A 26686-nucleotide genomic window follows, 5' to 3' on the forward strand; every position below is an offset into this window, starting at 1 on the left:
GAAGCATATGCCACTCACTAAAAAATACAGATTAGTCACCCGCAGCGATTTTGACGGTCTAGTCTGTGCAGTTTTGCTCAAAGAACTCGATATGATCGACGAGATTAAATTCGTGCATCCTAAAGATATGCAGGATGGGAAAATCGAAATAACAAATAACGATATTAGCACCAATTTACCCTATGTTGAGGGAGTTCATCTAGCTTTCGATCACCATTTCAGCGAAACTCTTAGACACGAGAAAATCAAAATCAACCACATCATCGATCCCTATGCAGCTTCTGCAGCTAGGGTACTGTACAAATATTATGGAGGTGCAGCAAAGTTTCCTGATATTTCTGAGGCAATGATGGCTGCAGTTGACAAATCAGATTCCGCTCAATTTGCCCAAGAAGAGGTTCTGCATCCGCAAGAATGGGTGCTGTTAAACTTCATAATGGACGCACGAACCGGGTTGGGAAGGTTTAAAGAGTTTACCGTTTCCAATTATCAGTTAATGATGCAGTTAATCGATTACTGCAAATATCATACTATCGATGAAATATTGCAGCTTCCTGATGTAAAAGAAAGAGTAGACCTCTACTTCGAGCAAGAAGAAAAATTTAAAGAGCAAATACAGCGATGCGCCCAAGTTTATAATAATTTAGTTGTTTTGGATTTGCGTAACGAAGATGTGATTTATGCGGGAAATCGTTTTGTAATTTATGCTTTGTTCCCTCAGTGCAATATATCGATTCACGTACTTTGGGGACTGAAACAACAAAATACTGTTTTCGCAGTTGGCAAGTCAATCTTTAACAAAACTTCTAAAACTAATATTGGGGAGTTAATGTTGAGGTATGGCGGCGGTGGACACCAGAATGCCGGAACTTGTCAGATTGAGAACGATAAAGCTAGTCAAGTTTTGAAACAGTTAATTGCCCAGATAGAGCAAAATGGTTAATTTGGCTTTATCTTTTTTGCAGTCAGGACTTGAGTCTTTGATTATTTATTTTAATTTTCAGCACTAAAGTCCTTACTACCAACAGGGATTTTTAGGACTGAAGTCCTTACTGCCAACGAGAGTTTATTCCTCAAGGTTTTGATCTGGCGGGTTCTGAACATTGAGATTTTCTGAACTTTTACCTTTGACTGGTGGCAAATGGTCTACCAAACCCATATCAAAAGCGATATCCGGCAACTCATCAGCGTTATATTTTCCTGGCTCAAACAATCGGCCGGGAGTAAAACAAGGCTGTTTTAATCGTACCACTTCCCCGGGTGAAAACATTCCCCTAAACATTTTGCGTTCGAGTCCCATAATTTCTGCTCTTAAAACAACTTTCGCATTAATCCTAGCAATTTTTGAGCAGCAGCTTCCCAATTAAATAAATCTGCCGTCTCTTTAGCTTTTTGAGCTACCTGAAAACGCATCGGGTCTTCAACAATTTTTCGCAACTGTTCGCGAACCGACTGAACATTTGGCTCGGCCCAATGAGGAGCATTTCTGATTTTTAGATACTCAGTATCGTAACACTTTCCCACGGGAATTAGATCGTAAGCAATGGGATAGCAGTTATCAGCATTGGCGTACTCAGTCGGGCCGCCGTACATAGTCATAGCAACGGGCAAACCTGCTGCAAAGGCATCCAAAATTTTAATCGCAAAACCCTCGCCGCGAAACGGTGCTAAAAAAGCATCTGCTGACAAGTATAAATCAGCTAGTTCTGCTTTAGTACAAAATTTAGGCTTTACCTGAACTTTTGACTTGAACTTGCCGAATTGTTTTTCGATATTTACGAGGTGTTCCACTATAACATCAGGATTTTTGCCACCATCTTTGATAATTAACTCTACGTTAGAATCATCTTTAAACTCTTCACAAAAAGCTTGAATTGCCAGATCCGTGCCAAATCTATACCAATCAAAAGAATTGGTCATGTGCAGAATATACTTTACATCTTTTTGGGTTTTTTGCGGTCTGGGCAAATAGAGTTGCGAGATTAAAGGATTGAAACCTAGAGGCATGACTGATACGTTAGCCGGCGGACATCCAGCTTTTATTAAAACGTTTTTAGAATATTGGCTGACGGCTAGTTTGTGAGATGAAGTGTTAACAGCATCGTAAATCCAGTAATCATAATCATCATGGTTTTTGGCGAATTCGTAATTGATAGCAAAAAGTTCTAAGTTGAGATGTCCGTTGAGTTCTTTTAAAAAATAAGGTTTCCAATAATGAGACCATTTGATCTGAAATAAATCTGAGGGTGTGGTGTTCATCCACTTCTCTAGCAGGTCGTTTTCTTCTGCTGTGGAATGGCGGCTGAGATGAGAGGCTATTGTTGAAGGTTCGACCGAAATAGGAATTCCCATTTGGTCTAAAGTTTTGGCCAGGGATAGGGTAATGTCGGTGAAGGAGTTAAAGTGTTGAAAGGCAACGTTAAAGTGAACCATATTTATGGGTTATTAGTGCAGGGCGATCGCATCTAATTTGGTATAAATTGTACTTGACAAATGACATAAAATGCACCTGCCAGAGGCAGGGCTGCGGTGGAGACGGGATGGGCCACCAACAAGTAGTTAAACTGGGAATGGACTCCCGGCAGGTATCTCTCACTGAGGCAGATGGAAAAAGGCTGCCGTGAAATCTATCGGCAACGGAACATTGTTGAACGTGCTATCAAGCGACTCAAGCAATGGAGTCGGAGCGCTATTCGATATGAGAAGCTGCCTGCCAATTATACAGCCACGATCGCGATCGCCTGCATTCTGTTGTGGTTATAGTTTGAAAACACGCCCTAGGTAAGACTACGTGATGCAGATAAATCAACTAGGTAGAACCCCAGCGAGCGTGCTTAGCTGCCTATCAGCATCACACTCAATTTTCATTCCTTAGTTTACGAGCTGCGCTTGAAAGATGCTGTCAAATGTTTAAAAAAATTCCCTCACCATTATACCTTAATTAAGATGCGATTCCCCTGTAATATCTCGGAATATTTTTTTATTCTTTATCTTCTGGGAGCCTTCAAATTGGCCAAATATTCTAAAAAACTGGCATTTAATATATTCACCGAAGCCAATGAATCTGTTTGTTTTGGTTGGTGATTTAAAGTTTGAGTAAAACCTTTTGCCATTGATAGCACCCATAAACTTACAATAACTACATTGAAATTTATTCGGATTTAACTGTAGCATATTTGGGGTTCCAATTAAGATGCGTTTACCCTGGAGCGTAAAGCCAGGATTAGGCAGCAGTTAAATCGGTCTACCTATCCTACTTTACTTTTGTGACATTTTGGTAATTTGTCACCAATGGGAAGACCCTGGTAATGAAGATTTGGAGGCAGAGCCTCCAAATTGTTTTCTCCTTTTAATAGAGGATGTGCCTCCTCCAAAAGTCTGCCCAGGCAGAGCCTGGGAAAGATTGAAATAGTCATTGGTCAGGCGTTAATTGTTACTAACTAATAACTAATAACTAATTAGCACTTTTTTACAGCTTCTGGAACACTGCGAACATCGGCAGATACATCGACAGCAAAATTGAACCTACGATACCACCGACGACCACAATCATCAGAGGTTCTAGCATACTGGTAAGTCCTTTTACTGCTTCTTCCACTTCCGTTTCGTAGAAAGCGCCAACTTTCATCAGCATCTTGTCAAGTTCCCCTGTTTCCTCGCCAATTGCCATCATTTGTATGGCCAAAGACGGAAAAACAGCTTGTTCTTGCAAAGCAATACTGATCATGCCGCCGCCTTGAATTTCCTGTCTCGCATATTCGATCGCATTAGATATCGCCTGATTCCCCGCCACATCTCGCACAATTTCCAAAGAATTGAGAATCGGCACGCCCGATCGCGTCAGCGACCCAAATATCACGCAAAACCTAGCCACCGCAGATTTTTCGATCAAATCGCCAAACACCGGCAATTTCATCGCAATTCTATCAATTTGTAGGCGACCTATGGGAGTTTTGTAGTACATATCGAAGGCAATTTTTAGCGCTATAATTACCCCAATAACTGTCACCTGTTGAATCGGAGGCCAAGCGGTACAAAATGAACTAATTGCCAACATCATCACCGTAAAAGCCGGCAAATCTGCACCAATATCCTTAAAGATTTTAGCGAAAGTTGGTAGCAAGAATATGGTCATTGCGAAAAAAATCACGATCGCGATGGAAAGCACCGTCTTCGGATAAGACATAGCCGAATTAATTTCGGATTCCGTCTTGTGATTTTTTTCCATCATCACCGCCAGACGGTCTAGGGTTTCATCTAGCACCCCCCCGACTTCTCCCGCCGCCACCATACTGATAAACAGTTGGTCAAACACATCAGGAAACTTAGCCATCGCCTCTGCCAAGTTTATCCCCTCCTGCACGTCAGCATTCATGCTCCTGAGCGCTCGCTTCAGCTTAGCATTAGAACACTGCTCGTGCAGCACAGAAAGGCATCTCACGATCGCCACCCCTGCATTAAACATAGCCGCAAACTGACGAGCAAAAATAGCCATATCCTTAACAGTAAGGCTGGTAAGGTTATATTCAATTTGCTCCTGAATCTTACTGAAATCAAAGCCACCTTTCGGTTTTTGGCGGATAACGTTGGTAGCCACAGCTCACCTCTGAAAATTTATTAAAAGTTATGACTCATCAGTCATCAGTCATTAATTCAGCCTGCGAACTCCTGACTAATGACTGCTGACGGAATTAATGAGCTTTTACCGGGGCGCTACCCACAGGTGCCGGGCCGATCAAGCGTTCGAGTTCGTCAGCCTTAGAAGCCTTGGCCATTGCCGATTCCCAAGTGACTTTACCGCTCTTGTAAAGTTCAGCGAGGGCCATTTCCATCGTCCTCATACCCAATTTTGCCCCCATTTGGATTTGGGAGTAAATCATGGGAGTTTTGCCCTCCCGGATCAAGTTAGACATAGCAGGAGTATTCACCATGATTTCCATAGCACAGCAACGGCCGCCGCCAATTTTTATTACCAAATTTTGGCTGGCTATTCCCACCAAAGAGTTAGACACCTGGGCGCGAACCTGGGGTTGTTGAATGGGCGGGAACACGTCCAAAATCCGATCGATAGTTGCAGCCGCCGAATTAGTGTGCAGCGTTCCCATCACCATGTGACCCGTTTCTGCCGCCGAAATTGCCAGACCGATCGTTTCCAAGTCCCGCATTTCCCCCACGAGAATTACATCAGGATCTTCGCGCAAAGCAGCTTTCAGAGCATTAGCAAAGCTCTTAGTATCTTCGCCCTTTTGGCGCTGGTGAAACAAACTCTTGACATTGGGAAACACGTATTCGATCGGGTCTTCAACGGTTAGAATGTGTTCCGCCCGCGTCCGGTTGACCAGATCCAACAAAGCCGCCATCGTAGTAGTTTTCCCGGAACCCGTTTGTCCCGTCACCAACAGCATACCCCTGGGTCTTTCCGTCATATCCCGCAAAACCTGCGGCACGCCTAAAGCATCTGCGTTAGGAATCTTAGAAGCCAGAGCCCGCATACAAGCAGCCCAAGCACCCCGTTCCCGGTAGACATTTACCCGGAACCGAGCCAATCCCCGAACGCCGTAAGCGCAGTCGAGTTCCCACTCCATTTCCAACTGCTTGCGCTGCATATTGTTGAGCATTTGGAAAATTAGGATCTGCACTTCCTCAGCAGACAGAATGTCTCCGTATTGCGTCTGAGGAGTTAGTTTACCGCTGACTCGGAAGAATATAGGCGCGCCCGCTTGGATGTGTATGTCCGAACCCCCTTGCTCTACCAGGGACTCCAGTACGTCTTCAATCATCAGACCCATAGATACCTCTCCTCGATCGAATTGATATGATAGTTATTGACCAATCTAGCTCAGTTAAGAGTCAACAGTTAATAGTCAACAGTTAACTGCTGAATCAATCCAAAAAGCGCGGAGTCAAACAGTACGGACAATCCAGCATCTCCGGCTTCAATTCCGCCTGACAAGTCTTGCAGGTAAGTCCCTGCTTGCGTTTGGCTTTCATTTCAGCCTCCAGCCCAGAGTCTGTAAACGTCACCCGCTCGACTTCTTCAAAGGTAGTCGCGCCTTCCCGCACCAACTGCAAGCTGTAAGCAAGCAGCGTTTTCATCCCTTCTTCTACTGCTGCTTCCTTAATTTGCTCTGTGGGAGCTCCTTGAGTGATCAGAGTTTGAAGCCGCTCAGTATTTTTCAGGAACTCGTAAACCCCTACCCGTCCTTTGTAGCCTAGGCCGCCACACTTCCGACAAAGTTGCTCGTTGTCTGCGAGTTCCTTCCTTTCCTCCACGGGTATAGTGTTGGCTCTGTAAACAGTTAGATCAATTTCTTGAGAAGCCGACAGACCGTACTTGCCGAGTTCTGCTGCAGTAGGCTGGTAAGGAATGCAGCATTTGTCGCAAACGCGCCGCATCAGACGTTGAGCCAACACGCCCAACAGAGCGGCCGAAACCATGAACGGTTCTACGCCCATTTCGGCCAAACGCGCCACTGCCCCGGCCGCGTCGTTCGTGTGCAGCGTCGTCAGCACCAAGTGTCCCGTCAAAGCAGCTTCCAGAGCAGTTTTTGCCGTTTCCTTGTCCCGCGTTTCCCCCACCAGCATCACGTCAGGGTCTTGCCGCAAAAAAGCCCGCAGAATGTTGGAAAAAGTCAAGTCTTTTTCCCGAATTACTTGACATTGGGTAATTCCTGGCAAAGCATATTCGATCGGGTCTTCCGCCGTACTGATATTAACCCCCGGATCGTTCCGTTCCGCCAGAATCGAGTACAGAGTAGTTGACTTGCCCGAACCCGTCGGCCCCGTCACCAAAATCAGTCCGAACGGACGGCTAGCACTCTCTCGCACTAAAGCCAGAGTTTCTTCGTCGGAGATTAACAAACCCAAACCCAACTGAGTGCTGGAACTGTCCAAAATCCGCAGCACGATTTTTTCACCGTACCGGGAAGGCAAGCTGTTGACCCGGAAATCCACCGTGCGTCCCTCAAACACCCGGCGGATGCGCCCGTCTTGAGCTTGTCGGCGTTCGGCAATATCCAGGTTGGCAATAATCTTGAAACGAGCGGTAATCGATTGGACTACCTGCTTGGGAAACCGGAAATACTCTTGCAGCACTCCGTCTTTCCGCATCCGAATCCGCATGAACTCTTCTTGAGGTTCTACGTGGATGTCAGACACTTTTTCCGACAAAGCTTTAGCCAAAATGATATTGACGGCCTTAATTACGGGAGCAGCCTCTGCATCGTCCAAGGTGTTAGCGAGGTCTTCTTGGTCGGTGCTCTCCTCTACTAGGGAGAGCTCGCCAAAATCTCCCTCCCCTAAATCCATCTTTCTCTGCTTTTCGATTTCAGCTTTTTTAGCTTCCCTCTTAACTTGTTCGTCTTGATAAGCAGAAGTAATGTCCTGGTAGTCGTCCGGCGTAATCACTCGCCGCTGCAAAGCCAAGCCGTGAGGCTGTAAAATCCGCCGCAAATCTTCTATGGCGTTGAGGTTGTCGGGATCTACCATTGCCACTAAAACCGCCGCAGGCTCAGTTTCAGTCTTCGCTACGGGTAAAAACCGACCTTGGTGACAAATGTCGATCGAAATCTTCAACGCATCGAGCATAACTCCGAGTTGCTCGTTAGACATTTCGCTCATCTCCGGGTCAAATGCTTCAACGCCGTAGACTATCTTCCGTTCAAACATCTGCTGCTTCTTGTAAAGTCGCAGCAATTCTGGAGGCAACGGTTGCCCAGTAAGTGCTTCTAATACCTCCGTCAACCGCTTGCCGGAGTTCCGGCTATCAACTAGAGCTTGTTTTACTTGCTCGCCGTTGACGTAACCCGACTGAATCATCTTGGTGATAGCCGGAGTAAATTGACTCACAGAAACTAGGGATGTGGAGCGAAGCGGGGATGTGCTAGTCATAAAAAACACTCAATAGGTGGGAAACTCAGTCACAAAAAGTGCTGAGAGGAAAACCAACGTGGGGTTTTAACCCCCGTATTCTTTGCTTATGGATCAGCTATCATTTTCTGGCTCAATCCCTATCTCTCAAGTTTAAGCTCGCAGTCCCCTCTAAGCTGCGTCCACAAATTGACGAGATGTTGGAGGGATTTGCGGGTGCTTGCAATCAAATCTTGTTCGTTGAGTGCTAAGTTGCTTATTTACCTGATTAACTTGCGGGATACTCTCGTTATAGCGTCAGGGCACATCACTTGGGGGTTCCCCGTACCGGGAGAGAAAAGCGGGGCGGGGTGTGTCCCCCTCCCAGACTAATTCTATTTTCCCAAATTGTTTGCTCAAATTACAGCGCCCGTGGTGGCGCGGTTAGCTTTACTAAATTAAATATGAGCTATGTTCTGTGATGATAGCTTTTACGAAAGCCTCGATCGCCCTTTTGAAATATATTTTGATTAATTATCTGCGATCGGTCACTGCCCGATCGTCGGCTGCATGAGCCCCCTGGGCCAATTTTGAGCAACTCTAGTTTTGGGTCAGTAAATATTACTTTGATTATACCCTGGTTTCCGAACCTTTGTGATCTAAGTTTTACGGTTCAGAAATGTTGGAAAGATGCCCATTAGATATCCATATTATCTACAGATGAGTAGCGTCGCCATACCCGCTAATATCTATCATTTGAATGGCAAAAATTCCAGACTTCAAGAAACTTCGGCGTTATTGACTCTGAAAAACCACGCCCCCAATTCGCATCAAGATTAAAAACCTAGTGTCTGAGTTACACAAGCACACAGCTAACTATTTAGTTCCTCAATACAAATTTCTTTTTCTCCCCACTTGGCAAACTCAGCAAATGGTAAAAAATGGCAGCGTCAGCTTGCGACTAAAACAGCCTGATCGATGATAACTTTAAGTTTCTATCCTTTTAAGTAAACCTTGAAACATCAAGCCTCCTAATTGGGAAATATTGTAGTAGACTTAACCGCAAAATATACTTATAAAAATTGTTGTAAATGCGATCGCTTTAATTAAAAATGAGGAACCAACAAACCTTGGGTTTGCCCCATTAATGCCATAAATTATACCTCAATATTTAAACGGGGCTTTGAATATTTTATGGAAAGCTTTGAGCAATGTCTCCCGATCGGGCGAGACTTCCTCTTTTCACATTGTGCCATACACAGTAAATTCGAGTCGTATAGATTTACCGGGTTAACTGTATCTGCTAGAATTGATAGGGTTCTGTCGCGCAGCTTTTATGATTGACGAGGAAAAACAGCAAGATCAAGATCCTAACTCAACTGGGGAAACCACCCCAGAGGGTTCGCCAATGGCAAGCGAAAATCCGGCGGCATCAGGAAACTCGAACGAATCGGCGGATTGGGAACTCGAACTTGCTCGAGCTTATCAAAGTGCTCAGGGCGATCGCACCCCAGCAAACGCATCGGGGCCTACCGTCACCGGCAGTTCAACCAACAGTCCGACTGCAGACGCGGCGGAGCCTTGGAAGAAGGAACTGGCCCAGGCCAACGATGAAAAAGAGGCTTTAAAAACTCAGTTGCAAGCCACATCCGCTCAACTAGAAGAACTGAAAAATCAAAATCTCCGCCTAGCAGCAGATTTTGAGAACTTCCGCAGGCGTACCCAAAAGGAAAAAGAAGAGCTAGATTTACAGGCAAGGTGTCTCACGATTAAACCCCTGTTGCCGGTAATTGACAATTTCGAGCGCGCTCGATCGCACATCAAGCCGCAAACCGATGGCGAAATGAACATTCACAAAAGCTACCAAAGCGTTTACAAGCAAATGGTAGACGGCCTCAAGCAAATCGGGGTTTCTCCGATGCGGCCCGAAGGCGAACAGTTTGACCCCAACCTCCACGAAGCTCTGCTGAGCGAGCCAACTGACGAACACGAGGAAGGAACAATTATCCAAGAACTAGAACGCGGCTACATTCTGGGCGATCGCGTCTTGCGGCACGCCAAAGTGAAAGTTGCAGCGGCTGGGCTATCTGTGGTAGCCTCAGATGAAAATCCCGATAGTTCGGAAGGTTAAGCGGGATACAAGCTACTGCATTCCTTAAAGTCACTTACCCCCGAATAGAATTCGGGGGTTCCCAGGTGGCAGACTCACCAACTTATTAATTAAAGATGACTAAAAGCACGTCAGCGCTTTATCCAAAAATTCTGAAAAATGTTTTTACCGGTCTTTGATATTGCTTTAGGACATCAAGTTTATTTCCTACAAATCTAGTCTGGTAATGCTTGTTTAAACAAGCTGAGTCGTTTTTCTTCCCCCAACCTGTAGTTGGAGGTTTCCAAACATCCCACAAAGTTTTATGAGGCGCTATGGGAAAAATTATTGGAATTGACTTAGGCACAACTAACAGTTGCGTAGCTGTGTTAGAGGGCGGTAAACCCGTCGTGATCGCCAATTCCGAGGGCGGTCGCACAACTCCGAGTATAGTAGGATTCGGCAAGGCGGGCGATCGCTTAGTAGGTCAACTAGCCAAGCGGCAAGCTGTAACTAATGCTGTAAATACTGTATACAGTATCAAACGATTTATCGGACGGCGGTGGGACGACACGGAAGAAGAACGAGCGCGGACTCCCTATACCTGCATAAAAGGCAAAGACGATACCGTTAACGTCCAAATTCGGAATAAGGTTCACACTCCCCAAGAAATCTCGGCAATGGTACTCCAAAAGCTCAAGCAAGATGCTGAAGCTTATTTGGGACAAACTGTTACCCAAGCCGTGATTACAGTGCCAGCTTACTTCACAGACGCCCAACGGCAAGCTACTAAAGACGCCGGTACGATCGCCGGCCTAGAAGTCCTGCGGATCGTCAACGAACCGACAGCGGCAGCCCTTTCCTACGGGCTGGACAAGCAAAATATAGAACAGAAAATCTTGGTCTTTGACCTCGGCGGCGGTACTTTCGACGTTTCGATCCTGCAACTGGGAGACGGAATTTTTGAAGTCAACGCTACCTCCGGTAACAACCATCTCGGAGGAGATGACTTTGACGACTGCATTGTACAGTGGCTGGTAGAAGCTTTCCGCACTCAAGAAGGCAGTGACCTTTCACAAGACAAAATGGCCTTGCAGCGCCTCCGAGAAGCTGCTGAAAAAGCAAAAATCGAACTCTCCAACCGGGAATCCACCTCAATCAATTTGCCCTTCATCTCTTCTGACGAGAAAGGGCCGAAGCATTTGGAAATGGAACTCTCCAAAGCTCAGTTTGAAAAACTGGTGGCTCATTTGGTGCAAGCGACGATCGATCCGGTGACTCAAGCCCTCAAAGACGCAAGTTTGACCCCCAAAGACATAGACAGAATTATTTTAGTGGGAGGCTCAACCCGGATTCCGGCAGTTCAACAGGCAATTAGCAAGTATTTTGGGGGCGTTTCTCCCGATAAATCCGTCAATCCCGACGAAGCTGTAGCGGTAGGCGCGGCAATTCAAGCCGGAGTGTTGGGTGGTGAAGTCAAAGACTTGCTGCTGCTCGATGTGACTCCACTTTCCCTGGGACTCGAAACCTTGGGCGGGGTGTTTACCAAAGTAATCGAGCGCAATACAACTATTCCCACGAGCCGATCGCAAATGTACAGCACGGCGACAGACGGGCAAACCTCGGTAGAAATTCACGTCCTCCAAGGCGAGCGGGCATTGGTTAAAGACAATAAAAGTCTCGGCAAGTTCCTGCTCAAAGGCATTCCCCCAGCCCCCCGTGGCGTACCTCAAATCGAAGTTACCTTTGAAATCGATGCCAACGGGATTCTCAAAGTCGCTGCTGAAGACAAGGGAACCGGAAAAGAACAAAGCATCCAAATTTCCAATACAGGGGGATTGAGCGAAACCGAAGTCGAGCGGATGCGACAAGAAGCCGAACTTTACGCCGACGAGGACATCAAGCGCGCTCTACTCGTCGAACTCAAAAATCAAGCTGACTCCCTCGTCTATAATTGTGGTGTAACTTTAAAAACCAACGCGCAACTGCTGAGTGACGAGCTTAAGGCCGAAGCGGAAACAGCCGCAGCAGCCTTGCGGGCAGCGATGAGTAACCCCGACATCACAATCGAGGAACTCACCCCCGCAATCGAATCTTTCAAGCAACTGCTATACTCGCTGGGGACAGCAGTCTACGACCAAGCCCGCAGCGGGGTAGCCCCGTCAGGAGCTGTTGTTGAAAGCGAGATGATGTCAGAAGTAGAATCATCAGAACCAGAAGAGGTTAAAGCTGACGACGACAGCATTTTGCTGAAAGAAGAGTTGCTGGTGGCGCCGGAACCAAAGCCGGAACCAAAGCCGGAACCAAAGCCAGAACCAAAGCCGGAACCAAAGCCGGAACCAAAGCTGGAATCAAAGCCGGAATCAAAGCCGGAGCGACAGTCAAAACGACAGTCAAATCCACAGCCAAGTCCACAGCCAAGTCCACAGCCAAGTCCACAGTCAAATCCACAGTCAAAACAAAAACAGAAGGTTCCCGAACCAGAAGTTGATGATATGAATCCTTTCCTTTAAAACAGAAAAGCTAAAAATTAAAAGTTAAAAATTAACAATGAGAATTTTTGATTTTTAATCTGTAATTTCAGGAAAGGTAGCCCGTTTCTTTTTCGTACACTTTTTGTTATTTACCTCCAGGCAAGCAGCTCTATGGCCGGTGATTACTATGAAATATTAGGCGTTTCTCGCAGCGCAGACAAAGAAGAAATTAAGCGTGCTTACCGCCGCCTAGCTCGCAAGTACCATCCAGATGTCAACAAAGAATCCGGTGCCGAGGAGCGGTTTAAAGAAATTAACCGCGCCTACGAGGTACTCTCAGAACCAGAAACCCGCGCCCGTTTCGACCGTTTCGGCGAAGCAGGCGTCAGCGGTGCAGGCGCGCCTGGGTTCCAAGACTTTGGTGACAGCTTTGCCGATATTTTTGAAAGCTTCTTTCAGGGCTTTCAGGGAGGCGTCGGTGGGCCACAACAGCAAGGTCGTAGGCGCAGCGGGCCGGTGCGCGGAGACGATTTGCGCCTCGATTTGCGGCTGGATTTTCGAGAAGCAGTGTTTGGTGGGGAAAAAGAACTCCGCATCAAGCATCTAGAAACCTGCGAAACTTGCACCGGGACTGGCGCGAAACCGGGAACCAGACCACAAACCTGCTCGACTTGTACCGGCAGTGGTCAAGTCCGACGCGCTACCCGCACTCCTTTCGGCAGCTTTACTCAAGTTTCAGTTTGCCCCACTTGCAGCGGCACCGGGCAAGTGATTGAGGATAAGTGCGAAACTTGCGGCGGCCGGGGCCAGAAAGAAGTGATGAAAAAGCTGAAAATCACAATTCCGGCTGGGGTTGACAACGGTACTCGCTTGCGGGTTTCCAATGAAGGGGATGCCGGCAAACTGGGCGGGCCGCCCGGGGATCTTTACGTGTTCTTGGCGGTGAATGAAGACCCGCTATTTAAGCGCGACGGCACTAACGTTAGCTCGGAAGTTAAAATTAGTTATTTGCAAGCAATTTTAGGGTGCCGGTTGGAAGTGGAAACCGTAGACGGGCCGACGGAATTGTTGATTCCTAGCGGAACTCAGGCCAATACTGTTTTGACTTTGGAGAAAAAAGGGGTGCCTCGGTTGGGAAATCCAGTCAGTCGCGGCGATCATTTGATTACGGTGTCTATTGACATTCCGACTAAGGTGACGGCTGAGGAACGGGAATTGCTGATGCAGCTTGCTAAGCTGAAGGGCGATCGTACTGGTAAAGGCGGTTTGGAAGGATTTTTGGGCAATTTGTTTCAGAAATAAGCAAAATTTGACACCCATGGGTGTCAAATTTTCCTCTTTGAGGATTCCCCGGCAATTTGTTTTAGTATCTGTCAAAAAATTGTTTGCAATTGCTCACAAAAATCTCAGGTGGGACGGTTTCTAGGCATTCGGTTTCAGCAGCGCTCAAAAAAGTGAGCGCAATTGCGCTCATTTTTTTGAGAAAGAATAATAGTCTGTGTCCAATTGGACACAAAATTTTAGATTTTCCAGTTTCCAGGCAACTTGTTTAAAAAACTAAGGCTTTCAGGATTTGAGATTGCCAAAAACATTATGAATTCAACATCGAAAATTGAAAGTCCCAAATCCCCAGATGCCAAAATCGATCTGCGTGGTACTCCGTGTCCTCTGAATTTTGTCCGCACTAAACTGCGCTTGGAGCAAATGGCACCGGGAGCAGTTTTGGAGGTGTGGCTGGATGCTGGGGAGCCGATCGAACAAGTGCCCGATAGTCTGAAAATGGAAGGGTACCAGATTCTGGAAACGCAATTTGTCGCGGATGGGCCGGAGTCGGGCTATTTTTCCATGAAAGTGCAGCGCCCCGAACACCAGGAAGCAGGATGAGCCTGAATTCACCCTCGATCGTCGGTACTGTAATTGCTGTTCAGGCTAACTTCTACCAAGTGAGGTTAGATCCCGAAGTCTCCATTGACGGGAAAAAGGCTCCCCTCGCTGATTCTCCGATTCTCCTGTGCACGCGTCGCACTCGACTAAAAAAAATTGGCCAACAGGTGATGGTGGGCGATCGCGTGGTGGTAGACGAACCGGACTGGACTGACCGCCGGGGTGCAATTTCTGAAGTCTTCCCCCGCCAAACAGAACTCAACCGCCCGCCTGTAGCTAATGCCGATCGCATTCTCCTGGTTTTTGCCCTCGCCGAACCAGACTTAGATCCCGCATCATTAACTCGGTTTTTAGTCAAGGCAGAATCTACAGGTTTAGAGGTGAGTTTGTGCCTGAACAAATGCGATTTGGTCACGCCCGATGAGTTGGAACAGTGGCGCGATCGGCTTTCAGGCTGGGGCTACGAACCAATGTTTATTAGCGTCCGCAGCGGTTTAGGAGTTCATGAAGCCCCCGCTAATGACAAAAATCAAGTTTCTGCATCGGAACCAGCTTTCCATGACTTAGTGGAGAAAATAGAACCATCTATGCTGAGTTCTGAGGATAACCCCCAATTGCCAAATTCGGTCAATCCGTTAAATCCGTTAAAGCCCGTACATAGCCCGTTGCCGAACTTCCTTCTGAGCCATTTGCAAGGAAAAATAACGGTAATTTGTGGCCCTTCTGGGGTTGGCAAGTCCAGCTTAATCAACCAACTGATCCCGGCCCTGAATCTGCGAGTGAACGCTGTTTCCGGCAAACTCGGCCGCGGGCGCCACACGACACGCCACGTAGAACTATTTGAACTTCCCGGCGGCGGACTTTTGGCCGATACTCCGGGCTTTAATCAACCGGCTCTCGAATGCGATCCGTCCGAGTTAGCGGAATATTTCCCAGAAGCGCGCCAGAGGCTGGCTTTGGGTAGCTGCCAGTTTAGCGACTGTTCGCACCGAGACGAGCCTAACTGTGTCGTGCGGGGGGGTTGGGAGCGCTATGAGTATTACTTGCAGTTTCTCGAAGAGGCGATCGTCCGCCAGCAACAAGAGCAAAACTCTAGTAGCGCCGAATCGAGTTTGAAACAGCAAACCAAGTCTGATGGTACGCAACATTACGAACCGAAGCTGCAAACTAAAAAATATCGCCGCTCTTCCCGCCGCCTTCAACACCAGTCACTCCAAGATATGTGTCAAGACTTAGAGGAATTGTGAGGAAGTCGCCGCCCATCGCCCGTAGGCACTAGAAAACCGTACCAAGACTTACCCAGAAACCGGGTTTCCTCAACGAAAATACTTAGTTGCACCCCAAGGCTGCCTTCGCAAAACCGACTTTCTTTACTCGCAAGTGCGTAAGTCCTGAGTACATTAATAGCTAAAATTAAATGGCCTTAGATTTGTTAAAAAAAGTAGAACAGAAGCAAAAGTTAGCGGGTACTGCAGGAGCAAAAATATTGTGAATATTCAAGAACTGTTTCAAAAAGGCGGCCCCGCCATGTGGCCCCTGTTGGTGTTATCGATTTTATCTTTGAGTACAATTATCGAGCGCTTGTGGTTTTGGGCAAGCCTCCTGAGCAAAGAAAAGCAGATAGTTAACCGCATTCTGGAAGCCGCTCGCAGCGATTGGGGGGTGGCTAACGAGATGGCCAGACAAGCTAACAGACAGCCGATCGGGCGATTTCTTTCTGCACCCCTGCGGCTCTACAATCCCGAACCAGATTTATTTCGACTCGCACTCGAAGCTGCAGCCGATGAAGAGTTGGCTTCGATGCGTCGCGGTGACAAAATCTTAGAAGCTACGATCGCTCTGGCGCCTTTGCTGGGCTTGCTGGGAACAGTTCTGGGCTTGATTAACTCGCTCAGTTCCATCCGTCTGGGCGACATCGGCACGGCGGCCACGAGTGGCGTGACATCGGGCATTGGCGAATCGCTGATTACGACTGCTACTGGGATGGTAGTAGCAATTTTTACCTTGGTGTTTTATCGGATATTTCAAGCTTTTTTGTTCAACCAGGCAAAAATATTTCGCAAAGCTGGAAATGAACTGGAATTGCTTTACAGGCAATACTGGCCGGCTGCTAATGCTAAAGGTCGAGCACCCGGTGCAGAATACAGCAATTCTTCTTTTGGTGCAGATGGTTTGAACAGGCGTTCTCTCAATTCTCAAGAACCGGGAGAACGGAATCGGGAGCCGAAATTGAAAGGTTCCGATCCGGCTGAAGATTCTCCTTCTAATAATTAAAACTCCTGAGAACTAATGAAGATTAATCTAGATACTCCTGCTGAAGAGGCTCGGATTGAACTGGTGCCTTTAATTGACGTGATATTTTGCATTCTGACGTTTTTTCTCCTGGCGGCTTTGCAACTGACTCGCCAGCAAGCCATTAATGTCGATTTGCCTAAAGCGAAGACTGGACAAACGCAGATGCGAGAGATGCTGATTGTCAGCATTGACGATTTCGGGCAAACTTATATCGACCAATTGCCTGTTAATTACCAACAGCTAGATCGAGTTTTAAAGAGTTTCCAAAGCCAAAATCCTACGGGGTTGATGGTGCTGTACGCTCCTCAAAATGCTAGATATGCCAAGGTTGTCGAGGTTTTAGACAAATTGAGAGAGGTAGGGGGCGATCGAGTTGCCCTGGCAACTCTTCCTAGTTCGGCTTCCTCCCCATTGCCCAATCCCTCGCTTCCCAATTCTGGCATTCCTGGATCACCTGCGATCGGCAATTCAGGTCAACCTCTGCCGTCTCCTGTGCCTCCGGGGCAGCAACAGTTCAACCCCAATCAGTTTCAATCCCCTCTCCCCGCTCCCGGGCAGCAGCAGTTCAATCCGAATCAGTTTCAATCCCCTCTCCCGGCTCCTGGGCAGCCTAGCAACTCTGGGGCAAATCAGGGCATTCCTCCTGTTTCGCCTGCACCCGCTGCTCCCAATTTCAGTCCTGGAGTCGCCACTCCACCGCAAGATGGCGGGCCCTCCAATTAGTTAGGAAGAAGGTTCGGCAACGGATTGTGTAAGGGATGTAACGGATGTCAGTCCGATGTCCGTCGGAAGAAGGGAGAAGGAAGAAGGGAGAACAGAGCTAGTCCCTAGGTAGCGAATAAATAGACAAAATGATACACTTATAGACAAATATGCGGTGTACCATTTTGTTTAAGCTCGCGCGTTTTCGCAAAAAAGCTGGGATTGTCAGTAAAAACACTCCAACGTTGGGACGTTTCAGGGAAGTTGCCAGCCAAGCGCACCCTGTCAGGTCATCGGTTCTACACCGAAGATGATCTCTTGATAGCCAACGGATTGAAGCCCATAGAAGCCAACCGAAAAACGGTCGTCTACTGTCGAGTTTCGTCCAGTGGACAGAAACCGGAACTCAAAAATCAGATGCTGGCAATGGAAGCTTTCTGCCCTTGTCGAGGATTAACAGTCGATGATTGGGTGTCAGAAATTGGGGGCGGACTAAATTTTAAAAGGAAAAAGTTTCTAGCAATCATGCTGTCAATGCTCAAAGGTGAAATATCAATAATTGTAATTGCACACAAAGACAGAATGTGTCGCTTTGCTTTTGAATTCATCCAAGAGCTTGCCACGTCGGTTGGATGCGAAATTGTAGTCGCCAATCAATTATCGTTGTCCCCCCAGCATGAATTAGTAGAAGATTTGATGGCGATAATCCACTGCTTCTCTTGCCGTCTATACGGTCTACGAAATTACTCCAAAGAGCTCAAAGAAAACCTAAAAAATGCTATTGACAAGCCCGTACAAGAACTGGCAAAATTGAGCAATCAAGAAATACAGTGTTGAGGTCGAACAATGCTTCTGTCCATCAAAACAAAGCTAAAGCTAAGCAAAAGTCAAGCCACAATAATGAGCAAGCACGCTGGAATAGCAAGGTTTACTTATAATTGGGGCTTGGCTACTTGGAGTAATCTTTATCAAGATGGACTGAAGCCAAATAAATACCTCCTCAAGAAATTCTTTAACAACCATGTAAAACCTGAGTTTACGTGGATTAAAGAGGCAGGTATTTGCCAAAAAATTACCCAGTATGCGTTTGATAACCTTGGGGATTCTTTCTCTAGATTCTTCTCAAAAAAAGGTGGCTATCCCAAATTCAAGAAGAAGGGGCATCACGATTCTTTCACTATTGATGCGAGTGGTAAGCCTATCCCTGTGGGCGGTACATCTATAAAGTTGCCGACAATCGGCTGGGTAAAAACTCACGAGGGATTGCCTCATACAACTTGCAAGTCAATTACCATTTCGCGCACTGCCGATAGTTGGTTTATCGCATTTGCCTACGAACAACATCATGAACCTACAATCAAAAGTCATGATGTTGTAGGAGTTGATTTGGGAGTCAAAGAGTTAGCTACACTTTCAACTGGCGTAGTATTTCCGAACCCAAAGCACTACAAAGCACATCTCGCAAAACTCAAGAGGTTGTCAAGGGTTCTTGCCAGAAAAGTCAAGGGTTCCGAGAATAGATACAAAGCCAAAATTCAATTAGCAAAGCATCACGCTAAGGTAGCAAATCTTAGAAAAAATACTCGGCATCAAATCACTACTTACTTATGCAAAAACCACGCAAAAATAGTAGTAGAAAATTTGAACGTTTCCGGGATGTTGGCAAATTATAAACTAGCTCAAGTAATAGCTGATTGTGGATTCCATGAATTCAAACGCCAGTTAGAGTACAAGGCTAAAAAGTTTGGCTGTGAAATAATCGTTGCCGACCGATGGTTCCCGTCGAGCAAGACCTGTTCAAACTGTGGACACATCCAAGATATGCCACTCAAAGAAAGGACTTATAACTGTGGAAGTTGTGGTCATTCGATGGACAGAGATTTAAACGCAGCAATTATGTTATCGCGGTTGGCTAAACCGTGAAAGCTTACTGAGGGATAACCGCTCCCATGCTCCCGATGAAGTAAGAAGCAAATGTCTAGACTTGTCTAGTATTTGTGTAGCAGAAATAGAAATTTTCCCAATCTCCTCATCTCCCGCTCTCCCGCTCTTCCGCTCCTCATCTCCTCATCTTTCAATCTCCTCATCTCCCGCTCTCCTCATCTCCCGCTCTCCTCATCTCCCGCTATCCCCCTCGCGGAGAGAATCTCCGCCGGATTTGGTATAAAGGGCTTCAATTCTTTTGGTTCGTACTGAGCCTTTTTTCTCTTGACAAGTAGATACACTTGTATATGCCTGGGGAAGGAACTTTTGCAGACATCTCGGCATCTCTATCCCTAAGTAAGTTATTTCTTAGGACATATGGTAATTTTGTCAAATCATTGTTACCTTTTGTAATATAGACTAAAGCCAGATGGGAAATCGGGCATCCCGAAACCAATGGTCGATCGCTGAAACAACTTACAAATCTGGTTAATCCAGGTGTTCAGTTTTAAGTCACCTTTACTTACAGAGGAGTCAAAGTCATGAGCCAACCAGCAGAATTGTCTTTGGAACAGCAATTTAGCCTGTGTTCCTTCAAAACACAGGTAAGTGACATGAGCCGCGAACAAGCTCAGGAGTTTTTGGTCAAGCTTTACGAGCAAATGATGCTACGAGAAACCATGTACCGGCATTTTCTGAAACACCACTGGGGTTTAGAACCTAACCCAGGCGTTGAATAACCAAGAGTCGCAGTCGGCGACCTCCGTCTCTTACTCTGTTCCCTCAAGCGGAAAGGAGTTGGGGGTGATGGGGCGTCACTCGAAGGCAGAAGCTAGAAGACCTGTATCGAGACTTGAGGAAAATTGGAAAGTTTCTTTGTGGATTTCACTCGAATTGGGGAGTCGAACTCAGCATTTTGTCGATCGACACCACTGGAGAGTGCAAAGATAATTTATCGCGTCTCAACTCGAAAATTGGACAACTATTAATAAAAAGTGTTAATTTTTTAACCACTTAAAAGTTTTAACAAATTCAATATATTTGTGTTTATTTGCAGCGGATGAGGTTTGACAACAATGGCGCTAGTCGGACATCTGAGCGCGACCTCCGACTAGCAAAACCTTCAGTTTTCACATCACAATCCCTAGAACTGGCAACTGTGGACTCTAGAAAGAGTTATTCCGGCTGACGTTCCAGAGTCGCCTCCATTGTACTGGTCAAGTAATGACCTGACATAATGCCGCTAGATTGGTAGTAGCGGTTCTCATCAACCCGGTGAAGGGTATCAAAACCCGTCCGCCGCTGGCGTTCGTCTCCCAATACCCAATAACGCTGGACGATCGACTGGGGAGCAATCCAACCTTCGCCCTCGACGCGGGCGAGTTCGCTGTGTTGGAGTACAAAAGTATACTGCCGTTCATCACTGTTGAGGTGTCCTCGGTACTGCAAAATAATCTCTTCGCGATCGCCTCCAGGAAATACGAGCTTTGTCACCATACTGAACCAATCTGTTCGGTTCCAGCTCACTAAAGTTTTGCCTTTAACCGTAATTGGCACGCCATTGCGCTCAATCCAGCTTCCTTCGAGCGTCCATTGGCCAGATTCCATTAAAAACGTGTGAGCCACAGTGCTGTTCCTATGCTTTTCCTGCTGGCTACAATGCTGGTGCAACAACGCACAGCCGTTGTCCCTCAGACTCTATGCTATCACGCCCAACTGTGCCAACAAGAGTTAATTTCTCCTAAAAGTACCGATGTCCGGGCACCAGTAACTTGAGGCAGATTGCCGGGAATGCCCCGAACCCGCCATGCGGCTAAAACCGCGAACGCGATCGCCTCTTTAAAATCTACATTCAAGCCTGCCTCAGAAGTAGTCAACACTTGCACTGGATGCAATTGAGATTGCAATCGGCGTTTTAAGTAGAGGTTGTGGCTGCCGCCCCCGCATAGTAAAACTCGATCGGGCATAGCCGGTAAAAAAGTTTGGTAACTGTGAACGATCGAGGCAACAGTCAGTTCTGTCAGAGTAGCCAGCACGTCAGCAGGACTGAGGTTGTAACCTTCGGCCTCGACCAAACACCTGTCAAAATAGTCTACACCAAATAGCTCTCGCCCCGTTGATTTCGGAGGTGCTTGGCGGAAGAACTCTGATGCGAGCCAATCCTCGACTAAAGCTTGACAGGGAGTGCCCGATGCCGCCCAAGCTCCACCTTCGTCGATCGTCTTAGTGCCACCTGAGAAGTGCTGTACTGCCAAATCTAACAGGGAATTCGCCGGGCCTGTATCCCAGCCCGATATGCCATCCCCAAGACTGAAAATCTCAGACTCGTCATTCTTTCCCCCTTTTCCCCTGGCCGGAAGATAGGTAACATTGCCAATTCCCCCTAGATTTTGGATGCAGAGGCTGATGTTGGGTTCCGCCAGCAGGCAGGCATCAACTATTGACACTAAGGGTGCTCCTTGACCCCCGGCCGCAATGTCTGCCGATCGAAAGTTACTCACCGTAGTAATTCCTGTCAATTCCGCAATTAGCGCGCCCCGCCCGATTTGCAAGCTGTAGCCCATTAACGCACCGGCGCTGTCTTTCTGGGCTTTCCCAGCAGGTCGGTGGTAGACGGTTTGACCGTGAGAGCCGATTAATTCGGCTTTATCATATTCTGCTTGAATTGTCAATGCCGCCGTCGCAAATTCTTGGGCGATGGCATCATCTAATTGGGCTAGTTCAGCCATTGACAAAGCTGAGCCACTGCAAACCGAGAGAATTTGCGATCGCAAATTAGCAGGATAAGGGAAAGTGTGGCCGGCCACCAATTGCACTTTCAAGTCTGTTTGGGAACCGACCACATCCACCAAAGCAGCATCAATGCCATCCACCGACGTGCCGCTGATCAAACCGATAACGCGGGTCATTCTATTTTAGATTTTAGATTTTAGATTTTAGATTGTTCAATTTTTCGATTTTTCGATTTTAGATGGTCGGGTGCGATCGGGCGATGAATATTATTTGAGGTCGATCGTCACGATCACCACAGTAATATTATCGCGTCCACCTTTATCCTTCGCTGCTTGAATTAAAGCATTTGCAGCGCCCTCGCAGGCGCGAATCGACTTCAGAGGCGAAGCTATCAAAGGATCGGAAAGTTCTTCAGTCAAGCCATCGCTGCAGAGCAGCAAGCGATCCCCAGGCTGCACGTCCACCGGCAAAATATCTATCTCCCGCAAATCATCGCGGCCCAAACACTGCGACAAAACGTGACGCCAAGGATGACTGCGAGCTTGGTCAGGAGTTAGGGCCTTTCTTTTCACAGCCTGAGCCACCCAAGTCTGGTCTTCAGTAATCTGTTCCAAGCGAGAGCCGTGCAGTCGGTACAAGCGAGAGTCCCCGATATTAGCGCACCAGGGTCGGCCCTCATCCCTAAACATGAGAACCACAGCCGTAGTTCCCATATCAGCACGCTCTGGGTGGTCGAGCTGATCCGTCAAAATTGCTTGATTGGCAATTAAAAAAGCCTTTTCCAACAACACCGGAGAATCCTCTGGCCCTTCCCAATGTTCGAGCAAATAAGATTGAATCGCCTGAGTCGCAATCCGGCTGGCTTCTTGACCTCCGGCGTGTCCTCCCATTCCATCGGCCACTATGAAAAATCGCCCGTCAGAGTCTATGTAGTACGAATCCTGATTTACGGAACGAACTAGCCCTGTGTCTGTCTTACCTGCGAAAGAGCGTTTCATAGATTGGGTGATTGGACTCATCGAACTTGAAAGCTTAATTTAATGGGGTGCGATTTTTTATTCCAAAACTTAAATCCCGAACGGGCTTGAAATTCTGCAGCCCGCGATCGCGAGTTTTGGAAAAATTGCACTTCCTTGACCTCATATTGTAGATCGTTTGACTTCCACCCCGACCGTCGCGGACGGGGATTCCCAAACCTCACGATTTGAATTTCTGCTTCTTCGCAACTGCCTCCACCCTAAAAGAGATTTGGTCTTATGTTCGCTCCACAGACTAACCCCGCAAGCCAGGCGGTTTTTACGTGTCGAATACCAAACGGAATTCTTCTTCGTTTTGATTCTAGGGATGTTTACCATTGCCCTATCCTCTTGAACCGGTCTACCGATTTTGCTTCGCCGCCAGCACCTCGGGCTGAACTTCGCTCGTATAGGCTGTTTGATCCATCGTCTCGGGTGGGTCGTTGACCAATTATATTGTAATATAAAGCCGTCCTAAAACGACGAGGTTTCTACCCAATTTTCTGATGATGGTAATCCCATCTTAAAATTTCGGTAAATCCAGTAAATTCAGCAGCACCTGCAAAAAAAAACTGGATTTCTACCCAAAATTAGAAGTTTGGCTGGCGAGAAATCTAGGCAGCAACCGGGTTTTTAGCCTCAAAGGGCCTAAATGTTGTAAATTTCAGCAATCTCTGGTCAGCCAGCCAAAACTTAACATTCCATGTCAAATTTTGGCTGGCGAGAAATCTCAAACCTGAAATTTCAAATCGCAAATTGCACAATTATGACATTCTGTCTAAACGATCGATCCGCTTGAACAAACGCATAAGAGCAAACCCTGCACCCGCAGCCAGCACGGCAACAGCGACAGCCGGCCAGACCTGATTGCTGACAAACAAAATTGTCGCCGACAAAGTAAAAGCACTCATCAGCAAAGCATAATTCGTACCCATTTGAGCGCTGCTCATCCGGCGGAGCAAGCGCTCTGTTTCCGCAGAACGGACGCGAATCCGCAAATCTCCCTGTTCGAGTTTGTCAATAGTCTCCTCAATCCGGCGGGGCAAACCCAAAGCACTCGAACTCACCTGAGCCGCCTGACGGCCGATTTCGTTAAAAATGCTGCTACTTGTATCATGGCCATTTCCATTAGTCATAAGCTGCATGGCAAAAGGTTGTGCCACCTCCATAAAGTTGAACTCGGGATCTAAACCTCGGCCCACCCCTTCGATGGTGGAAAAAGCTCGCATTACAAAAGTAAAAGTAGCTGGGAAGCGAAAAGGTTGATTGTAGGCAATATCGTAAAGGTCGTCGGTAATCGCGCTCACAGACTGATTTTCAAAAGGCTTGTCCATGAAGTTATCCAGCATATACTGGATGCTGCGGCGCACCGGACTCATATCACCCGTAGGCACCAAAGCTCCCAAATTGATCAGAGAATCCATAATCCGCTGTCCATCCTTGGAAGCAATGCCGTAGAGCGTCTCCATCAGTCCTTCGCGGACGTTCGACTGGATTTGCCCCATCATGCCAAAATCGTAGAAAATCAGACAACCGTCAGCACTAACTGCGATGTTGCCGGGGTGTGGGTCAGCGTGGAAAAAGCCGTCGTTGAGCAACTGGCGCAAATAAGCTTTTGCGCCCAACTGAGCGATTAATTTACGATCGATACCGGCCGCTTCCAAAGCTTCGTAGTGGCTGATTTTAATCCCCGGCAGGTATTCCAAAGTCAGGACTCGCGGAGCCGCGTACCGCCAATAAACCCTCGGCACCCGCACCCAGTCACAGTTGCTAAAATTGCGCCGAAAAGTATCAGCATTGCGGCCTTCATGGAGATAGTCAATTTCCAGCCACAGAATGCGACAGCATTCCTCATAAATCCCCATCCAATCTCGACCGCGGCCCCACTTAGGATGGTTTTGAAAGTAGCGGGCAATTCCCTTAAGAATTTGCAAATCGATCTCGAACAGTTTCCGCAGTCCAGGTCGCTGCACCTTGACAACCACTTCCGGGCCCGAATGCAGTTGAGCTTTGTGTACCTGACCCAGACTGGCAGCAGCCAGGGGCACCGGGTCAAAGCTGCGGTAGAGTTCTTGAACAGTCTTGCCCAAGTCTTGCTCGACAATTACCTCTAACTGCTCGTAGCTGAAAGCAGGCACTTTATCTTGCAGCTTAGAAAGTTCCTCGACAAACTCTGCGGGGAACAAGTCGGCGCGGGTGGAAAATAATTGGCCGACTTTAATGAAAGTTGGCCCCAAATCCAAGAGTGTTTCTCGAACCCAGATAGCTTGAAAGCGCCGTCTGGCAACTTTCTTTTCTTCAGTCACGCCTCCCCAGTAGCTCCAATTTTTGCTGTCGAGCCACAGCGAAGCCAGCCAGAGCAAGACAAAGGCCCAAATGTCGAAGAAGCGCCGCTTCCGGGAGTATTTTTCGCGATTCCAGCGATAAGCTTTACTTTTGTAGGATTTACTAGGAGTTTTTTGCTCATCGGCTTCGCCAGTGTGCTTGGGGGAGCGCTGGCGATTAACAGAGTCATCAAGGAGAGCAGACACTTGGGTTCCCAAATTGCTTATTTTATGTTGTTGCTTTGATTGAAAGTAGGAGCGCAGGAGCGCAAAGCAGTGCGCTCACGTTGTAAATAATAGTTGTGGTCGAGTCGATCGCTAGGGCAAACTGCTGCGGTAACGCTGCAATTCCGATCGCACCAGAGCCACTTCGGCGCGCAGCTCATCAATAGTCGCTTGCAAATCTGCAGGATGGATGTCTTGAATGGTGGTGGTGCTTGCAGTGCCAGTTCTGGTCTGCATCGCCTCATCCGAAGCTCGATTTGCCCGTTCCACAACTCGATCGGTGAACTGCCGCAGGCGTTCTCTTTGTTCTGCGTCAAATTTGCCGAGTTCAGAGAAAGCGTTGGTGGCCGCGCTTTCTAATTGCTCGTACAGTGCTTCGGCAAGTGCTCTGCCTACAAAAAAAGCATGAACTGGGGGTTTACTCATAAAAAATATTCGGTAAGTGGGAAACTCAGAGTCTTTAGACCTGAGAGGAAAACGACTCGGCGGTTTCAACCGCCTTGAATCCCCTTGCGGGGTTAGAGGGGTATGGTTGCCCTCCAATGGAGATACAGTTGTCTCCTTCCTCCCTTGCGGGGTAATGTTCGCCTCGACCTGGTTATAAAGGCTTGTTAGACCTGCAACACTGTTTCAGTGACTTTAAAACTGTTTAATTGCAGATGACAGAGCGGAAAACTGGCGTCGCACTCTCCGGTGTCGTGACCTGAATAACGCCTCCTCCTGAGAGGGGTCTGGTCAGAACAGCTTGTAATTTCTTACAAGCTCAGTGGCTTTAGCCCTGAGTTCCTGACAAAAAATCTCTGTGCGCTTCCGCAACAAATTATAACTTGCTTGTCCCCGATGATGCTTGCTCCCAAAGGAAGGAATTTTGGGGGAATTGACACTCCCACCCCGAGTGTCGGAGATGGGATTCTTGAGATTTAGAACAGTCTAACGCGCCACGGCGTAGCCCTAAAGCGTCGCTTACACTGGCTCAAATTCGAGGTTGGGGTTGCTTTGTACCAAAATGTTTGCAGCTTGGCAGTATTAATACGCGACATCACACCACCTCAGCGCCGCGCACATATTCTAACATAATTTAAATCCAAATAGAAAACAGTCCTGCAATTTTTTGCGGGCATTTAGATTGCCGAGGGAATAGGAAATATTCGATAAACTCAGACGGCGACTGTT

General features: G+C 47.4%; 22 protein-coding genes. 12 read left to right on the top strand and 10 right to left on the bottom strand.

All coding sequences use genetic code 11. The features are described 5' to 3' along the window. The first annotated feature begins 7 nt into the window (after positions 1-7). On the top strand, positions 8-943 hold the full coding sequence (locus QUB26_RS09950) for an exopolyphosphatase (RefSeq protein WP_333246335.1): 936 nt from the start codon (positions 8-10) through the stop codon (positions 941-943). Positions 944-1066: 123 nt separating this feature from the next. On the opposite strand, the gene QUB26_RS09955 is transcribed toward QUB26_RS09950, so the two are convergent. Both QUB26_RS09955 and QUB26_RS09960 read right to left on the bottom strand, forming a co-directional pair. Continuing rightward, positions 1067-1300 carry a hypothetical protein gene (locus QUB26_RS09955; protein ID WP_333056036.1) on the bottom strand — a complete coding sequence of 78 codons (234 nt, stop codon included), beginning with the start codon at positions 1298-1300 and terminating at the stop codon, positions 1067-1069. An 11-nt stretch (positions 1301-1311) separates the two neighbouring features. Further along, positions 1312-2433 (bottom strand): glycosyltransferase family 4 protein, encoded by a 1122-nt coding sequence (locus QUB26_RS09960; RefSeq protein WP_333246337.1) that lies wholly within the window; start codon positions 2431-2433, stop codon positions 1312-1314. A gap of 171 nt (positions 2434-2604) precedes the next feature. Here QUB26_RS09960 and QUB26_RS31970 point away from each other — a divergent pair, with 171 nt between their 5' ends. After that, the gene (locus tag QUB26_RS31970) at positions 2605-2763 is read left to right on the top strand and encodes a transposase (protein WP_445243020.1); all 159 of its coding nucleotides are present in this window, start codon (positions 2605-2607) and stop codon (positions 2761-2763) included. A gap of 706 nt (positions 2764-3469) precedes the next feature. On the opposite strand, the gene QUB26_RS09965 is transcribed toward QUB26_RS31970, so the two are convergent. The 3 genes from QUB26_RS09965 to QUB26_RS09975 form a co-directional block, all read right to left on the bottom strand. After that, complete coding sequence (locus tag QUB26_RS09965) at positions 3470-4597, bottom strand: type II secretion system F family protein (RefSeq protein WP_333056038.1); 1128 nt, start codon at positions 4595-4597, stop codon at positions 3470-3472. Positions 4598-4691: 94 nt separating this feature from the next. Then, positions 4692-5789: a type IV pilus twitching motility protein PilT gene (locus tag QUB26_RS09970; RefSeq protein WP_333317755.1), complete on the bottom strand. Its 1098-nt coding sequence runs from the start codon at positions 5787-5789 to the stop codon at positions 4692-4694. 94 nt (positions 5790-5883) lie between these two features. Further along, entirely contained in the window at positions 5884-7890 is a 2007-nt protein-coding gene (locus QUB26_RS09975) for a GspE/PulE family protein (RefSeq protein ID WP_333212562.1), read from the bottom strand. 1294 nt (positions 7891-9184) lie between these two features. Between QUB26_RS09975 and grpE the strand changes: the two genes are divergently transcribed. The 10 genes from grpE to QUB26_RS10025 all read left to right on the top strand — a co-directional run bounded on the left by grpE (position 9185) and on the right by QUB26_RS10025 (position 19955). Then, entirely contained in the window at positions 9185-9979 is a 795-nt protein-coding gene (gene grpE / locus QUB26_RS09980; protein WP_333153502.1) for a nucleotide exchange factor GrpE, read from the top strand. Between the two features lie 293 nt (positions 9980-10272). Then, positions 10273-12450, top strand: a complete 2178-nt coding sequence (dnaK, locus tag QUB26_RS09985; protein WP_333317757.1) for a molecular chaperone DnaK — start codon at positions 10273-10275, stop codon at positions 12448-12450. A gap of 132 nt (positions 12451-12582) precedes the next feature. After that, complete coding sequence (gene dnaJ, locus QUB26_RS09990; protein ID WP_333212567.1) at positions 12583-13713, top strand: molecular chaperone DnaJ; 1131 nt, start codon at positions 12583-12585, stop codon at positions 13711-13713. A gap of 291 nt (positions 13714-14004) precedes the next feature. Beyond that, the gene (locus tag QUB26_RS09995; protein WP_333246699.1) at positions 14005-14295 is read left to right on the top strand and encodes a sulfurtransferase TusA family protein; all 291 of its coding nucleotides are present in this window, start codon (positions 14005-14007) and stop codon (positions 14293-14295) included. Further along, positions 14292-15542 carry a ribosome small subunit-dependent GTPase A gene (gene rsgA, locus QUB26_RS10000; RefSeq protein WP_333246697.1) on the top strand — a complete coding sequence of 417 codons (1251 nt, stop codon included), beginning with the start codon at positions 14292-14294 and terminating at the stop codon, positions 15540-15542. The genes QUB26_RS09995 and rsgA overlap by 4 nt, the downstream gene beginning before the upstream one ends. A 241-nt stretch (positions 15543-15783) precedes the next feature. Beyond that, complete coding sequence (locus QUB26_RS10005; RefSeq protein WP_333246695.1) at positions 15784-16569, top strand: MotA/TolQ/ExbB proton channel family protein; 786 nt, start codon at positions 15784-15786, stop codon at positions 16567-16569. Positions 16570-16584: 15 nt separating this feature from the next. After that, positions 16585-17313 carry a biopolymer transporter ExbD gene (locus QUB26_RS10010; RefSeq protein ID WP_333246693.1) on the top strand — a complete coding sequence of 243 codons (729 nt, stop codon included), beginning with the start codon at positions 16585-16587 and terminating at the stop codon, positions 17311-17313. Between the two features lie 147 nt (positions 17314-17460). Continuing rightward, positions 17461-18129, top strand: a complete 669-nt coding sequence (locus QUB26_RS10015) for an IS607 family transposase (RefSeq protein ID WP_333246706.1) — start codon at positions 17461-17463, stop codon at positions 18127-18129. Positions 18130-18138: 9 nt separating this feature from the next. Further along, positions 18139-19215 carry an RNA-guided endonuclease TnpB family protein gene (locus QUB26_RS10020; protein ID WP_333317759.1) on the top strand — a complete coding sequence of 359 codons (1077 nt, stop codon included), beginning with the start codon at positions 18139-18141 and terminating at the stop codon, positions 19213-19215. 542 nt (positions 19216-19757) lie between these two features. Further along, positions 19758-19955, top strand: a complete 198-nt coding sequence (locus QUB26_RS10025) for an NblA/ycf18 family protein (protein ID WP_006635253.1) — start codon at positions 19758-19760, stop codon at positions 19953-19955. Positions 19956-20391: 436 nt separating this feature from the next. On the opposite strand, the gene QUB26_RS10030 is transcribed toward QUB26_RS10025, so the two are convergent. From QUB26_RS10030 to QUB26_RS10050, 5 genes are all read right to left on the bottom strand, one after another. Continuing rightward, the gene (locus tag QUB26_RS10030) at positions 20392-20841 is read right to left on the bottom strand and encodes a hypothetical protein (protein ID WP_333056052.1); all 450 of its coding nucleotides are present in this window, start codon (positions 20839-20841) and stop codon (positions 20392-20394) included. 80 nt (positions 20842-20921) lie between these two features. Next, positions 20922-22124: an anhydro-N-acetylmuramic acid kinase gene (locus tag QUB26_RS10035; protein ID WP_333241402.1), complete on the bottom strand. Its 1203-nt coding sequence runs from the start codon at positions 22122-22124 to the stop codon at positions 20922-20924. Between the two features lie 90 nt (positions 22125-22214). Continuing rightward, complete coding sequence (locus QUB26_RS10040; RefSeq protein WP_333224993.1) at positions 22215-22946, bottom strand: PP2C family serine/threonine-protein phosphatase; 732 nt, start codon at positions 22944-22946, stop codon at positions 22215-22217. Between the two features lie 782 nt (positions 22947-23728). Beyond that, complete coding sequence (locus QUB26_RS10045; protein ID WP_333234158.1) at positions 23729-25495, bottom strand: AarF/ABC1/UbiB kinase family protein; 1767 nt, start codon at positions 25493-25495, stop codon at positions 23729-23731. Between the two features lie 111 nt (positions 25496-25606). After that, positions 25607-25939, bottom strand: a complete 333-nt coding sequence (locus QUB26_RS10050) for a DUF6825 family protein (protein ID WP_190660406.1) — start codon at positions 25937-25939, stop codon at positions 25607-25609. Positions 25940-26686: the final 747 nt, after the last annotated feature.

The organism is Microcoleus sp. B4-C1 (genome assembly GCF_036705285.1).
GTDB lineage: Bacteria > Cyanobacteriota > Cyanobacteriia > Cyanobacteriales > Microcoleaceae > Microcoleus.

Bases quoted from the DNA above. Each gene is read 5' to 3' on its own strand.
- QUB26_RS10040 (WP_333224993.1), bottom strand. From the start codon at position 22,946: ATGAAACGCTCTTTCGCAGGTAAGACAGACACAGGGCTAGTTCGTTCC.
- dnaJ (WP_333212567.1), top strand. From the start codon at position 12,583: ATGGCCGGTGATTACTATGAAATATTAGGCGTTTCTCGCAGCGCAGAC.
- QUB26_RS09950 (WP_333246335.1), top strand. From the start codon at position 8: ATGCCACTCACTAAAAAATACAGATTAGTCACCCGCAGCGATTTTGAC.
- QUB26_RS09975 (WP_333212562.1), bottom strand. From the start codon at position 7,890: ATGACTAGCACATCCCCGCTTCGCTCCACATCCCTAGTTTCTGTGAGT.
- QUB26_RS09995 (WP_333246699.1), top strand. From the start codon at position 14,005: ATGAATTCAACATCGAAAATTGAAAGTCCCAAATCCCCAGATGCCAAA.
- QUB26_RS31970 (WP_445243020.1), top strand. From the start codon at position 2,605: ATGGAAAAAGGCTGCCGTGAAATCTATCGGCAACGGAACATTGTTGAA.
- QUB26_RS10025 (WP_006635253.1), top strand. From the start codon at position 19,758: ATGAGCCAACCAGCAGAATTGTCTTTGGAACAGCAATTTAGCCTGTGT.
- QUB26_RS10035 (WP_333241402.1), bottom strand. From the start codon at position 22,124: ATGACCCGCGTTATCGGTTTGATCAGCGGCACGTCGGTGGATGGCATT.
- QUB26_RS09960 (WP_333246337.1), bottom strand. From the start codon at position 2,433: ATGGTTCACTTTAACGTTGCCTTTCAACACTTTAACTCCTTCACCGAC.
- grpE (WP_333153502.1), top strand. From the start codon at position 9,185: ATGATTGACGAGGAAAAACAGCAAGATCAAGATCCTAACTCAACTGGG.
- QUB26_RS09955 (WP_333056036.1), bottom strand. From the start codon at position 1,300: ATGGGACTCGAACGCAAAATGTTTAGGGGAATGTTTTCACCCGGGGAA.
- QUB26_RS09970 (WP_333317755.1), bottom strand. From the start codon at position 5,789: ATGGGTCTGATGATTGAAGACGTACTGGAGTCCCTGGTAGAGCAAGGG.
- QUB26_RS10050 (WP_190660406.1), bottom strand. From the start codon at position 25,939: ATGAGTAAACCCCCAGTTCATGCTTTTTTTGTAGGCAGAGCACTTGCC.
- QUB26_RS10020 (WP_333317759.1), top strand. From the start codon at position 18,139: ATGCTTCTGTCCATCAAAACAAAGCTAAAGCTAAGCAAAAGTCAAGCC.
- QUB26_RS10010 (WP_333246693.1), top strand. From the start codon at position 16,585: ATGAAGATTAATCTAGATACTCCTGCTGAAGAGGCTCGGATTGAACTG.
- dnaK (WP_333317757.1), top strand. From the start codon at position 10,273: ATGGGAAAAATTATTGGAATTGACTTAGGCACAACTAACAGTTGCGTA.
- rsgA (WP_333246697.1), top strand. From the start codon at position 14,292: ATGAGCCTGAATTCACCCTCGATCGTCGGTACTGTAATTGCTGTTCAG.